A 13074-nucleotide genomic window follows, 5' to 3' on the forward strand; every position below is an offset into this window, starting at 1 on the left:
GCCGTCGCTAGAAAAATCGTCGTCCTCGCCAATCGCCTCGTTGCCGAAAATCGAACTTGGTCCCCAATCCATGCTTGACCAACAAGACAGATGCTCGACTTCGCTCGAAACGAACGGAGGCTTTGTTAAATCGCATTCAAGCCCGCGCCAGCAGTCCTTCGATCAGCCCGTCGAACAGCCGCTTGCCATCGGTCGCGCCATGGGCGGCCTCGATCACCCGTTCAGGGTGCGGCATCATGCCCAGCACATTGCCCTTGTCGTTCAAAATGCCCGCAATATTGCGCGCCGAGCCATTGACGTTTTCGGCATAGCGCAGCGCGACCCGGCCTTCGCCTTCCAGCCGGTCGAGCGTCGCATCATCGGCGAAATAATTGCCGTCATGATGCGCGACCGGATAGGAAATCGCCTCGCCCGCAGCATAGCGGCTGGTGAAGGCGCTCTGCGCATTCTCCACCGTCAGCGCGACGTCGCGGCACACGAAATGCCCGCCGGCATTGCGCAGCAGCGCGCCGGGCAGCAGGCCGCTTTCGGTCAGCACCTGAAAACCGTTGCAGATGCCCAGCACATAGACGCCGCGATCCGCCGCCTGCGCCACCGCCTGCATCACCGGGGACCGCGCGGCCATCGCGCCGGAACGCAGATAGTCGCCATAGGAAAAGCCGCCCGGCACGCCGATCAGGTCGATGTCGTCGGGTAGGTCCGTGTCGCGATGCCACACCATGGTCGGCTTCGCGCCCGTCGCGGCCTCGAACGCCACTGCCAGGTCGCGGTCGCAATTGCTGCCGGGAAAGACGATGACGGCGCTCTTCATGGCTCAGGCGACCTTTTCGATGCGGTAGTTTTCGATCACCGTATTGGCCAGCAGCTTGCGGCACATGGCGTCGATATCCTCGTCGCTTGTGCCGTCGGCCAGGTCCAGCTCGATGAGCTTGCCCGCGCGCACATCATTGACGCCATCAAAGCCCAGGCCTTCCAGCGCATGGTGGATCGCCCGGCCCTGCGGATCGAGGACACCGCCCTTGAGGGTGACGAAGATGCGGGCTTTCATGAGGGGCGAACTCCTTGACAAGGACAGGACCGAACCATGCGGTTGCGGGGGTATCGACTTTGCGGCTCCCCTAGTCCCCACGCGGCGGGGAGGCAAGCCATTATGCTTTTGTTAGTATCTCAGGCGATACTGTCAGGCTGTAGAAATTCGGGGGAAGCATTGGGGCATGTCCGGGCTGGCGCTGGCGATGTTTGTCGGGCTGTTCGCATGGGGACAGCAGATTGTGGGTTATGACGACCCGCATGGAAAGGTGCAGCTTGCCCTGCTTGCGACCTTCAGCTTCGGCCTGATGATCGGCTATCGCGCCAATCGTTGAGCGTTTTTCAATGCCAATCGCCTGTCCCTTGCGCTAGGCGACCGGTATGACGCCTGATTATGTTTATCTCGCTTGCGCCTTTGTCGCCGTCGCCATTTCGGGCCTTGCCAAGGGCGGCTTTGCGGGGGTGGGCGCGCTGGCCATGCCGATCATGGCGCTCGGCGTCGATCCGGTGCGCGGCGCGGCGATCCTGCTGCCGATCCTGATCCTGCAAGACGCCGTCAGCGTCTGGGCATTCCGCAAAAGCTGGGACGGGCATATCCTGCGGGTGATGCTGCCCGGCATGGCGGTTGGCGTGGCGCTGGGCTATCTGTTCGCCGCGCAGGTTCCTGAAACCACGGTGCTGGGCGTTTTGGGCGCAATCTCGATGCTGTTCGGGCTGCAACGGCTGTGGGTCGAGCGGGGCGGGGCGATCGTCCTGCCGTCCACCTCGCCCGACTGGGTGGGGATGCTGTTCGGCGTTGCCAGCGGCTTTACCAGCCAGATCGCCCATGCCGGCTCACCCCCGTTCCAGATGTGGGTGCTGCCCAAACGATTGCCACGCGACAGGCTGGTCGGGACCACGGCGGTCGCCTTTGCCACGATGAACTGGATGAAGGTGCCAGCCTATGCCGCGCTGGGCCAATTCACCCGCGCCAATCTGATCGCGACCGCCATGCTGGTCCCTGTCGCGGTGGTCGCGACGCTGGCGGGCGTGGCGCTGGTGCGCCGGGTCGACGCCGCGCGCTTCTATACGCTCATCTATGTGCTGATGGTGCTGCTGGGCATCAAGCTGATCGCCGACGCGCTGATGGCGTAATCCAAAACCGTCATGCCGGACTTGATCCGGCATCCAGGGCGGCATTGCACCAACCCTGGATCCTGACTTGCGTCAGGATGACGGTGGATCGAAGGCCTTATTCCTTCTCGCGCTTCTTGCGATGGGTGTCGAGGTCCAGCACCGTGGTGTCCAGCCCTTCAGGCAGCAGGCCGAGGCGGCGCGCGACTTCCTGATAGGCTTCCACTTCGCCGCCCAGATCGCGGCGGAAGCGGTCCTTGTCCAGCTTCTCGTTGGTCACCGCGTCCCACAGGCGGCAGCCGTCGGGGCTGATCTCGTCGGCCAGGATGATGCGGCTGTAATCGCCGTCATATAGGCGCCCGAACTCCAGCTTGAAGTCGATCAGGCGGATGCCGATGCCGGCGAACAGGCCGCACATGAAGTCGTTGATGCGGATCGCCATGTCGGCAATGTCGTGCATCTCTTCCTGCGTCGCCCAGCCGAAGCAGGCGATATGCTCTTCGGAGATCAGCGGATCGCCCAGCGCATCATCCTTGTAGCAATATTCGATCAGCGTGCGGGGCAACTGCGTGCCTTCCTCGATCCCCAGCTTCTTGCTGAGCGATCCGGCGGCGACGTTGCGCACCACGACTTCGATCGGCACGATCTCCACCTGACGCACCAGCTGCTCGCGCATGTTGAGGCGACGGATGAAATGGGTCGGCACGCCGATCTGTCCGAGCAGCGTGAAGATATGCTCGGAAATCCGGTTGTTCAGCACGCCCTTGCCGGAAATCGTGCCCTTCTTCTGCGCGTTGAAGGCGGTTGCGTCATCCTTGAAATATTGGATGATCGTGCCCGGTTCCGGGCCTTCATAAAGGATCTTTGCCTTGCCTTCGTAAATCTGGCGGCGACGGGCCATGCGCGTTCCTGTCTGGTCAAAAATACTGCGCCCCGACAATCGCGAATCGAGAAGGATCAGCGGGTGCCGGGGCTGCTTGGGCCTCGCCCATAGAGCAAAGCGTGCAGACGTGCAATTGCACCCTGTTCCCTCTCCCCTTGGGCAGATCGGAGATTGCGCAGCGCCCGCCCCCTCTTCCAACTTCGCCTAACTCGCTGCGCTCGTAAGGCTTCATATCCTTCTCCCCCAAGGGGAGAAGGGCTTCAACTGATCCCCTTCATCCTGCGAAATTCGTCGAACAGCCCCAGGAAGCGATCGATATCCGCTTTGCTCAGGAAATAGGGCGTCGCCAGCCGCAGCTTGCTGGGTGCGCCGCCGCGGATGCGGACCTTGTGGTTGGTCCACAGCCAGTCCTGCAATTCCATCCGCTGCACCGGCGGCACATTGACCGTGGCGATCGCCCCGCGCAGCGCCGGGTCGGGCGATGTCCAGCTTTGCGCGCCGCGCTTCACCATGGCGTCGTGGATATAGTCCGCCAGCATCCGGTTGCGCGCCTCGATCCGATCCATCCCGATCATATTGGCAAAACCGATCGCGGCATTGAGGCCCATCAGCGTCGGGATGCAGGATGATCCGATCTGCATATAGCGGTCCGCCTTGCGCGTCGGATCGTCATAGCCGCCGGTCACGACCGTACTCCACACCCGGTCCATCACATCCTCGTCGCGCAGATAGAGGAAGCCGGTCCCCTTGGTCGCGAACAGCCATTTGTGCATCGACCCGGTATAGATGTCGCAGCCGATGTCATTGAGGTGGACCTTGATCATGCCGGGGGCATGAGCGCCGTCAAAGGCCGACAGGATGCCCTTTGATCGGGCAAGCGCGGCAATCTCCTTGGCGGGCAGGACCACGCCGGTGGCCGTGCTGATATGGCTGACGAAGATGATCCGGGTTCTGGGCGTGATCGCATCATTGATGCGGTTCAAAATGTCCGCCGCGTCCCTGGGCGGCTTGGGCATGGCGAATTTCTTGACGACCACGCCATAGCGGCGCTGGCGCAGCATCCAGGGCATTTCGCCCGACCCATGTTCCTCGTCCGACATCAGCACTTCGTCGCCGGGCTTCATGTCGAACCCGTTGGCGACATAACTGTTCGCCTCGGTGCAATTGCGCAGGATCGCCATCTGATCGACGGTCGCGCCCATGAAATCGGCAAAGGGCTTGCGATAGGCCTCCCACGACCCGTATCCCCAGATCGGATAATCTTCCGATCCCGCCTGCGTCATCTGCTCGGTCGTCTCGAAACCGTCGAAAATGGCTTTCAGCACGGGGCGGGGGGAGGAGCCAACGGTGCCGACATTCAGGTTCACGACATCGGCCGGGATCAGGAATTGCTGGCGCAGCGCCGCCCAATAGGCGTCCTCATTCCGGCCATGGAGATCGGCGGCGGGCAGGGGAATGGTGTCCAGCGCCTGCGCGGCGACCGGCTGGGCCAGCCCCGCTGCCGCCGCGCCGCCAAGGAAGGAACGTCGATCGAACATGAGCGCCTTTCCGGGCCGGTGCGGCCCATCTGCAAGTCTGCTCAATGTTCAACGATGCGCCAACCAAAATCCGCCTACAGCACGTCCCCGAACATCGCCCAGATCAGCGCCAACCAGGCGACCATGCCAACCGCGCCGATGATGACGCCCGACCGGGCGCGCAGGGTCGCGGCCAGCCCGCGCGGTTCATCATCATCCTCGATCATCTGCTGTTGTTAGCCGTCTGCGCCCTCCGGCTCAACCCGCGCCGTGTCACGCTCCACCGCCATCAACCGGCCAGTGAAGCATTGCCGCCACCAGCTGATATCCTGCTGCTCGACGCTATCCATCATCGCGCGCCAACGCCGCTGCCGCTCCTCCAGCGGCATGGAGAGCGCGCGCAGGATTGCGTCGGACATTTCTTCCGGGCTGTAGGGGTTGATCAGCAACGCATCTTTCAGCTGCATTGCGGCCCCGGCAAAGCGCGACAGGATCAGCACGCCCGGATCGTCCGGGTTCTGCGCTGCGACATATTCCTTGGCGACCAGGTTCATCCCGTCGCGCAGCGGCGTCACCAGCCCGATCCGGGCGCTGCGATAGATGCCCGCGAGCTTATCGCGCGGATAGCCCTGGTTGACGTAACGGATCGGGCTCCAGTCGACATCGCTATATTGCCCGTTGATCCGGCCCGCCAACGCATCCAGCGTCGCGCGGATCTGCTGGTAACTTTCCACCTCGCCGCGCGATGGCGGCGCAATCTGGGTCAGCACCACCTTGCGATGATAGTCGGGATGATCCTTCAGGAAGCGGGCATAGCCGGTGAAGCGCTCCTCCAGCCCCTTGCTATAGTCCAGCCGGTCGACCCCCACGATCATCGCCCGGTCCTGCAGGGAGCGACGGACCTGTTCGTGCATGTCCTGCGCGGGCTGGCTGACGGCGGCGTCGGCAAATTCCTTCGCGTTGATGCCGATCGGGCAGGCAACCGCCTGGATCGTCCGGTCGCCCACGGTGACGAAATCGCCATTCACGCTGCCACCCATCTCGCGCTCGACATAGTGGCGGAAGGATTCCAGCCATTCCTCGGTATGGAAACCCACGACATCATAGGCAAACAGGGTGCTGACCAGCTTGCTATGGTGGGGCAGCGAGACCAGCAGCCGGGTGGGCGGCCAGGGGATGTGCAGGAAAAAGCCCATCTTGTTGCGATGGCCCCGGTCGCGCAGCATCTGGCCCAGCGGGATCATGTGATAATCATGGACCCAGATGACATCTTCCGGCTCGATCAGCGGCGCGGCGGTGTCGGCAAAGCGCTGGTTGACGCGATTATAGCCGCCCTCGAAATCGCGCGCATATTCGGCCAGATCGATGCGGAAATGGAACAGCGGCCACAGCGTCTTGTTGGCGTATCCGTTATAATATTCGTCGACATCCTGCTCTTCCAGGTCGATCGTCGCCGTCTTGACGCCGTCATCCTCGGAAAAGCCGATATGGCCGGTGAAATTGTCGGTGACCTCGCCGGACCAGCCGATCCACGTCCCCCGGCTTTCGCGCAAGGCCTGCGCCAGCGCGACCGCCAGCCCACCCTGATTGCCCGACTTGTTGGGCCGCGACACGCGGTTGGAGATGACTATCAGGCGGCTCATCGCATCACGCTCCACGGTTTGCTCAACAGGACGGCGCAGTTGATGATGCCGACGAGCGAATAGGTTTGCGGATAATTGCCCCACAATTCGCCGGTCGCCGGATCAATATCCTCCGACAATAGACCTGCGGCGGTGCGGCGACTCAACATCTCCTCGAACAGGCTGCGCGCTTCCTCCGTGCGACCCGTGCGATACAATGCCTCGATCAGCCAGAAGGTGCAGACGTTGAACGCGGTCACCGGTTCGCCGAAATCGTCGGGCGTGCTGTAACGCAGCATGTCGTTGCCGCGCCGCAGGTCCGCCTCCAGCGCCGCCAGCGTGCCCATGAACATCGGGTCATCCGCCGTCAGGAAGCGCAGATCGAGCAGTTGCAGCAGCGATGCGTCGCGCGAATCATCCTCGAAATTCGCGGAGATCGCCTGACTGTCCGCTCGCCACGCGGCCTCGACGATCCGCGCCTTCATCGTATCGGCCCGGTTCTGCCAGTGCGCCGCGCGCAGCGGCAGGTCGAGCGCCTGCGCCGCATGGGCCAGCCGGTCGCACGCCGCCCAGCACATGACCGCACTATAGCTGTGGACATGCGCGCGGGTCCGCAATTCCCACAGGCCCGCGTCCGGCTGGTCATAGACGGTCCAGGCCCGCTCGCCCACCGCCTCCAGCGCCTCGAAATCGGCATGGCCCGCCATGCGCAGCAGCCGCTGGTCGATAAAGCCCTGCACCGACGACAGCACGATCTGGCCATAGGCGTCATGCTGGATCTGGCTATAGGCGGCATTGCCCACCCGGACCGGACCCATGCCGCGATAGCCGGGCAGCTTGTCGGCCTCCCACTCGGTCAGCGTCGCCTTGCCGCGCACATCATAGAGCGGCTGGATATGCCCGCCCTTCGCGCCATCGACGATGTTGCGCAGATAGACGAGATAGCTCTCCAGCACATCGAGAGCGCCCAGCCGGTTGAGCGCCTCGACCGTATAATAAGCGTCGCGCACCCAGCAGTAGCGATAGTCCCAGTTCCGCCCCGAATCGGCATGTTCGGGGATGCTGGTCGTCAGCGCGGCGACGATCGCGCCAGTCTCTTCATGCTGGCACAGTTTCAGCGTGATGGCCGAACGGATGACCGCTTCCTGCCATTCCGCCGGGATCGCAAGACCCCGCACCCACAGCCGCCACTCCTCGATCGTGTCGTCCAGCATCCGCTCGATCGCAGGACGCAGCGCATCGGAAAAACCCTCGTCCGGCCCCATGAAGAAATGCGCGTCCTGTTCCAGTCGGAACCAGCTTTCCTGCGCGATCAGGCCAATGGGCGCATCGGTCGACACGCGCATCGCCATGTAGGACAGCACCATGCGGATATGGTTGGAGCCATAGCTGATCGGCACGCTTTCCGCATTCCACGCTGTCGTCGGGCGCAGCCGCACCCTGATGCGCGGCGAACCGGCCACCGGGCGCACGATCCGGGCAAAGGCGACCGGCCGATACATACGGCCCTTATGCTTGTGGCGCGGGCAGAAATCGAAAATCTCGATCGCATTGCCTTGCGCATCGCTCTGCCGCGTGACCAGCACCGGCGTGTTGCGCAAATAATGCTGCTCCACCGCAACGCAATTTTCCAGTTCGATCGCCCAGAAGCCGCGCGCTGCCTCATCCTCCCATTCCGCATCGTCCAGTAGCGCGGAAAAGACCGGATCGCCATCGACGCGCGGAACGCAGGCCCACACCATGCGACCGGCCCGGTCGATCAAGGCCGACGCCTGGCAATTGCCGATCGGCCAAAGGTCCAACGTGCGGGCGTCGCCGCCCGATAGCGGGTGGTGGATGCTGTTTATCGGTCTGCCCCTCATGCATATCTGGCTGGTGGAGGGGACGCGGATCAACCGAGCCGCGCGACCCCTTCATTCAGATAATGCCTGACGGCCGCAACCTGTTCCAAACTATATGCCGCGCGTGTCGCCCGCTTCGGCCCGACCAATATGCCAGCCCCGCCCAGATCGGCGGCGGCGGCAAAGCCCTCCTCATCGGTCACATCGTCGCCGATAAACACAGGCACGCCACCCGCCATCGGCCCCTGCGCCATCAGCGCATGGACCGCGCTGCCCTTGTCGGCCCCACCGGGCCGCAACTCGTAGAGCATCTTGCCCTGCTGGAGCGCCAGCCCATCATGATCCGCCCATTGGCGCGCCAACGCATGGGCGGCCTCCTGCCAGACCGGCGCGCCGCGATAATGCAGTCCGACGCTGATCGACTTGCGCTCGACCAGCACGCCGGGCTTGTCGACGGCAAAGGCATGGAAGGCGGCTTCGGCATCGTCAATCGCAGCCGGGCGCGGTGGCGCCTCGATCGCGCCGCCCGGCCGCGCAAATTCCAGCCCATGCGTCCCGGCCAGCAGGAAATCGCCAAAGCCCAGCGCGCGCAACGTTTCAACCGACCGTCCACTGACGATAGCCAGCCGCCCGTCCAGCCGATCCCGCAATGTCAGGAGCAACTGCACCAGCCCATCGTCCACGATCACCCCGTCCGGGGTGGCGCTAATGGGCGTCAGCGTCCCGTCAAAGTCGAGAAACAGCGCGGCACCGGTCAACAGCGCGGGCGGGGGCGGGGGAAGGGGATGATCGAACACGGGCGCAAAGTGGCGTCTCGCCCGCGATACACAAGCCCCGTTCTCGATTTTACGCGCCGCACCGGCCCTCGTCGGACCAGGGGGCCGACCAGTTTATGCCATGCAGCACGCGGAATGCCTGCATGATCCGCGCTATCAGCCGGTCGATCCCGGCGCTGGTTTCGACATGGTTCTCAGTCCACAACTGGGCGTCATACTGGTCGCGCATGGTCGCGATCCTTTCGATTGAAATAGTGCAGCTTTGCGAAACCCGCAATGCGCCGTTTCCGTAGCGATCACCAACAAAAGCATGGACAGTGATAATAAGCCTGCCTTATGTAAAGCCATGTCCGTCCTGCCCCCGCTCTCCGCCGTCCGCGTGTTCGAGGCTGCCGCCCGGCTCGAAAATTTCACGGCAGCCGCAAACGAACTGGGCATGACCCAGGCCGCCGTCAGCTATCAGGTCAAATTGCTGGAAGAACGGCTGGGGCTGAGCCTGTTCCAGCGCGCCGGTCGCCGCGTGCTTTTGACCGACAAGGGGCGGGAAGTCGCGCCGGTCATCATCCGCGCTTTCGATCAGATGCGGCAGGGTTTCGCCGCGCTGGCGCAGGATCATTCGACCGTCCTCACCATCAGCTGCACCAACAGCTTCGCCCATCTCTGGCTCGCCCCCCGGATCGGCGCATTCCAGATGCGCCATCCTGGGCTGGCGGTGCGAATTCAGGCAGAGGATGCCGTGGTCGATCTCGCCCGCGCCGGGGCTGATCTGGCGATCCGCGGCGGGAAGGGCGACTGGCCAGGGCTGGAGGCACGGCTGCTGACCCACAATCGCCTCGTGCCGATGTGCAGCCCGGCCTGGCTGGCGCGCAACGGTCCCGTCGCCGATGCGCAGTCGCTCCACGCCCTGCCGCGCCTGTCGCCCGACGATATGTGGTGGCATGAATGGTTCGCGGCCATGGGGGTGGAGGCTGACCCGGCTGATGGGCCGCCCGGCATCGCGCTCGACAGCCAGGTGATGGAAGGCCGCGCCGCCATTGGCGGGCAGGGGATCGCCATCCTCAACCTGTTCCTGTGGAAGGCGGAGGTGGAGGCGGGCCTGCTGGTCGAGGCCATGCCCTCCTATGTCCGCGAATTTGCCAGCTACTGGATCGTCTATCCGCCCCACGCTCGCAACACGCCCAAGGTGAAGGCGTTTCGCGACTGGATCAGTGCTGAATTCGCCGCCGCCATTGCCGACGACCCGGAGGGACGCTACTTGCCCCGTGACGGATGATGCGTATGTTCATGCGCATAGGATATGCAGGAGTCGGTTGTGACCAAGCATGAACGGATCGGGACGCGAAAGGCAACCAACCTGTCGCTGGACACAGGGCTGGTCGCGGATGCGCGGAATTTGGGGATCAATCTGTCACGGACGTGCGAAGATGCGCTGCGCAAGGAAATCGCCGCCGAACGCGGACGACGCTGGCAGGAGGAGAATAAGGAGGCGATCGCAGCATGGAACGTCTGGGCCGAGAATAACGAGCTGCCGCTCGACAAATATCGGCAGTTCTGATGGCGCGCTTTGGCGTGTACCGGCTGCCGGATCGGGGCCTTGTCCTCGATTGCCAGAGCGATCATGTCGATCATCTGGGAACCCGTCTGGTCGTTCCGCTATTGCCGCCCGATGAAATGCCCGCGGCCCTGCCGGCGCTGCACCCCTGCTTCGACATAGAAGGTGAGCGGCGGATGATGGCTACGCATCTGGCCGGCGCTGTCCATTCGCGCCTGCTGAAACAACCCGTCACGATGCTGCACCACCGTCAGGATGACATTGTGCGCGCGCTCGACATACTTTTGACCGGCTTCTGATCCTGCGAAATTCCCGTTCCGTTCCTCTCATCTGCCTGCTAGGCCGTCTCCGATGACCGATTTTCGCGATCCCTTCGACAGTATCAAGGACCATCCGTTCGACGCTGCGTTGTCGCAACGCTATCTCGTCTATGCGCTGTCCACCATCACGGCGCGGTCGCTGCCGGATCTGCGCGACGGGCTGAAACCGGTGCATCGCCGTTTGCTCTGGGCGATGCGACTGCTCAAGATGGAACCGTCCGGCGCGTCGCCTGACGTGCTGGTCGCCAACCCGGCCCGCAACGGCACCAGTTACAAGAAATGCGCCCGCGTCGTGGGCGATGTCATCGGCAAATATCACCCCCATGGCGACAGCAGCGTCTATGACGCAATGGTGCGGCTGGCGCAGGATTTCGTCCTGCGCACGCCTTTGGTCGACGGGCAGGGCAATTTCGGCAACATCGACGGCGATAATGCGGCCGCCATGCGCTACACCGAAGCGCGCCTGACCCAGCCAGCCGCGGATCTGATGGCGGGGCTGGACGAAGGCACGGTCGATTTCCGCCCGACCTATAATGGCGAAGATGAAGAGCCGGAGATTTTCCCCGGTCTTTTCCCCAACCTTCTCGCCAATGGCGCCAGCGGCATCGCGGTCGGCATGGCGACCAGCATCCCGCCGCACAATGTCACCGAAATCCTCGACGCCGCAGCTTTGCTGATCGACGATCCCGATACGACACATGCCGCGCTGATGGCGGTGGTGAAGGGGCCGGACTTCCCGACCGGCGGCGTGCTGGTGGATAGCCCGGCGATCATCGCCGAAGCCTATGCCACCGGGCGCGGCGCGTTTCGCACCCGTGCGCGCTTTTCGACCGGCAAGGACGACCAGGGCGTCTGGGAACCGACCGGCATCGAAAAATTGAGCGGCGGCACCTGGCAACTGGTCGTCAGCGAAATCCCCTATCAGGTGCAGAAGGGCAAGCTGATCGAGCAGATTGCCGCCATCATCAACGACAAGAAGCTGCCGATCCTGGAGGATGTGCGCGACGAAAGCGATGAGACGATCCGCATCGTCATCACGCCCAAGACGCGTAATGTCGATCCGCAGGTGCTCAAAGATAGCCTCTACCGCCTGACCGATCTGGAAAACCGCTTCCCGCTCAATCTGAACGTGCTGGACGCCACCCATACGCCGCGCGTGCTGGGGCTGCGCGCCGTGCTGGTCGAATGGCTCAAGCATCAGATCGACGTGCTGGTCCGCCGCGCGCAGCATCGCCTTGCCAAGATTGCCGACCGGCTCGAACTGCTCGACGGCTATATCATCGCCTATCTCAACCTAGACCGGGTGATCGAGATCATCCGTACAGAGGATGAGCCGAAGCTGGTGATGATGGACGAATTTGCCCTGACCGACCGGCAGGCCGAAGCCATCCTCAACATGCGGCTGCGTTCGCTGCGCAAGTTGGAAGAGATGGAGTTGCGCCGCGAACATGCCGATCTGGTGGCGGAACGGGACGATCTGCAAAAGCTGGTAGAAAGCCCGCAGCGCCAGCGCGCCAAGCTGAAGCGCGACATCGCCGCGCTGCGCAAACGCTATGGCCCGGACACTGTCCTTGGCCATCGTCGCACATTGGTCGAGGAAGCCGGACCCGCGCGGGAAATCCCGCTGGAGGCGATGATCGAGCGCGAACCGATCACCGTCATCCTGTCCGAACGGGGCTGGATCAGGGCGATGAGCGGTCACCGCGATCTTGCCGCCGCCGATACGCTGAAATTCAAGGAAGGCGACGGCCCGCAATTTGCCTTCCACGCCTACACCACCGACAAGCTGCTGCTCGCTACTTCCACTGGCCGCATCTATACGCTGGGGTCGGACAAGCTGCCGGGCGGACGCGGCTTTGGCGATCCGGTGCGTTCGCTGGTCGATATGGACAATGAAGGCACCATCGTCGCCTTCATGCCCGCGCGCACTGGCACCGACCTGTTGCTCGCCTCCTCTGACGGACGTGGCTTCATTGCGGCTATGGCGGAGATCATGGCCGAGACCCGTAAAGGGCGGCAGGTCGTCAATATCCGCACCGGCGCGAAGCTCGCCGTCATTCGCCCGGTCGCGCCAGGGGCAGACAGCGTCGCGGTGATCGGCGAGAATCGCAAGCTGCTGGTATTCGCGCTGGATGAAATGCCCCGCATGGCGCGCGGGCAGGGGGTGCAGATGCAGCGCTATCGCGACGGTGGCCTGTCCGACGCCATCGCCTTCCGTCTGTCCGATGGCCTCAGCTGGACCATGGGTGGTGAAACCGGACGGACCCGCACCGAATCGGACATGACGCCCTGGAAAGTCGCACGCGGGGCAGCCGGGCGGATGCCGCCCACCGGCTTCCCGCGCGACAATCGCTTTTAATGACCATTTTTTACAACGGTTGCTGGATCGTTTCCTGAAAATTTACCGCTTCCCGATATGGC

The 13074-nt window shown here is 63.4% G+C and carries 15 protein-coding genes; 6 read left to right on the plus strand and 9 right to left on the minus strand.

All coding sequences use genetic code 11. The annotated features are described in order from the left end of the window. Nucleotides 1-136: 136 nt before the first annotated feature. On the minus strand, nt 137-811 hold the full coding sequence (gene purQ, locus Q0D44_RS06940; protein ID WP_294134484.1) for a phosphoribosylformylglycinamidine synthase subunit PurQ: 675 nt from the start codon (nt 809-811) through the stop codon (nt 137-139). 3 nt (nt 812-814) lie between these two features. Next, complete coding sequence (gene purS, locus Q0D44_RS06945) at nt 815-1048, minus strand: phosphoribosylformylglycinamidine synthase subunit PurS (RefSeq protein WP_006959918.1); 234 nt, start codon at nt 1046-1048, stop codon at nt 815-817. Nucleotides 1049-1214: 166 nt separating this feature from the next. Here purS and Q0D44_RS06950 point away from each other — a divergent pair, with 166 nt between their 5' ends. Both Q0D44_RS06950 and Q0D44_RS06955 read left to right on the plus strand, forming a co-directional pair. Continuing rightward, nucleotides 1215-1364, plus strand: a complete 150-nt coding sequence (locus Q0D44_RS06950; protein ID WP_182913972.1) for a hypothetical protein — start codon at nt 1215-1217, stop codon at nt 1362-1364. Between the two features lie 46 nt (nt 1365-1410). Then, a complete protein-coding gene (locus tag Q0D44_RS06955) occupies nt 1411-2163 on the plus strand; it encodes a sulfite exporter TauE/SafE family protein (RefSeq protein WP_294134497.1) in 753 nt (250 codons plus the stop codon). A gap of 97 nt (nt 2164-2260) precedes the next feature. Here the strand turns inward: Q0D44_RS06955 and purC are convergent, their stop codons facing one another. From purC to Q0D44_RS06990, 7 genes are all read right to left on the minus strand, one after another. Next, nucleotides 2261-3043 carry a phosphoribosylaminoimidazolesuccinocarboxamide synthase gene (purC, locus tag Q0D44_RS06960; protein ID WP_006959912.1) on the minus strand — a complete coding sequence of 261 codons (783 nt, stop codon included), beginning with the start codon at nt 3041-3043 and terminating at the stop codon, nt 2261-2263. A 242-nt stretch (nt 3044-3285) separates the two neighbouring features. Next, on the minus strand, nt 3286-4563 hold the full coding sequence (locus tag Q0D44_RS06965) for an aminotransferase class V-fold PLP-dependent enzyme (protein ID WP_294134506.1): 1278 nt from the start codon (nt 4561-4563) through the stop codon (nt 3286-3288). Between the two features lie 74 nt (nt 4564-4637). Beyond that, nucleotides 4638-4769 carry a hypothetical protein gene (locus Q0D44_RS06970; RefSeq protein WP_294134508.1) on the minus strand — a complete coding sequence of 44 codons (132 nt, stop codon included), beginning with the start codon at nt 4767-4769 and terminating at the stop codon, nt 4638-4640. Between the two features lie 9 nt (nt 4770-4778). Next, nucleotides 4779-6185 (minus strand): alpha,alpha-trehalose-phosphate synthase (UDP-forming), encoded by a 1407-nt coding sequence (gene otsA / locus Q0D44_RS06975; protein WP_294134511.1) that lies wholly within the window; start codon nt 6183-6185, stop codon nt 4779-4781. After that, nucleotides 6182-8026: a glycoside hydrolase family 15 protein gene (locus tag Q0D44_RS06980; RefSeq protein ID WP_294134513.1), complete on the minus strand. Its 1845-nt coding sequence runs from the start codon at nt 8024-8026 to the stop codon at nt 6182-6184. Before Q0D44_RS06980 ends, otsA begins: the two co-directional genes overlap by 4 nt. A gap of 29 nt (nt 8027-8055) precedes the next feature. Beyond that, nucleotides 8056-8802, minus strand: a complete 747-nt coding sequence (gene otsB / locus Q0D44_RS06985) for a trehalose-phosphatase (protein ID WP_294134515.1) — start codon at nt 8800-8802, stop codon at nt 8056-8058. Nucleotides 8803-8851: 49 nt separating this feature from the next. Then, entirely contained in the window at nt 8852-9010 is a 159-nt protein-coding gene (locus Q0D44_RS06990) for a hypothetical protein (protein ID WP_294134517.1), read from the minus strand. 117 nt (nt 9011-9127) lie between these two features. On the opposite strand from Q0D44_RS06990, the gene Q0D44_RS06995 reads away from it, so the two are divergent. The 4 genes from Q0D44_RS06995 to parC are packed head-to-tail and all read left to right on the plus strand — an operon-like array spanning nt 9128 to nt 13012. Continuing rightward, nucleotides 9128-10054: a LysR substrate-binding domain-containing protein gene (locus tag Q0D44_RS06995; RefSeq protein ID WP_294134519.1), complete on the plus strand. Its 927-nt coding sequence runs from the start codon at nt 9128-9130 to the stop codon at nt 10052-10054. A gap of 24 nt (nt 10055-10078) precedes the next feature. Continuing rightward, the gene (locus Q0D44_RS07000; protein WP_294134524.1) at nt 10079-10336 is read left to right on the plus strand and encodes a type II toxin-antitoxin system CcdA family antitoxin; all 258 of its coding nucleotides are present in this window, start codon (nt 10079-10081) and stop codon (nt 10334-10336) included. Then, nucleotides 10336-10632 carry a CcdB family protein gene (locus Q0D44_RS07005; protein ID WP_294134527.1) on the plus strand — a complete coding sequence of 99 codons (297 nt, stop codon included), beginning with the start codon at nt 10336-10338 and terminating at the stop codon, nt 10630-10632. The genes Q0D44_RS07000 and Q0D44_RS07005 overlap by 1 nt, the downstream gene beginning before the upstream one ends. Nucleotides 10633-10684: 52 nt before the next feature. Continuing rightward, complete coding sequence (parC, locus tag Q0D44_RS07010) at nt 10685-13012, plus strand: DNA topoisomerase IV subunit A (RefSeq protein ID WP_294134530.1); 2328 nt, start codon at nt 10685-10687, stop codon at nt 13010-13012. Nucleotides 13013-13074 lie beyond the last annotated feature (62 nt).

Source organism: Sphingobium sp. (genome assembly GCA_023266575.1).
Lineage (GTDB): Bacteria > Pseudomonadota > Alphaproteobacteria > Sphingomonadales > Sphingomonadaceae > Sphingobium.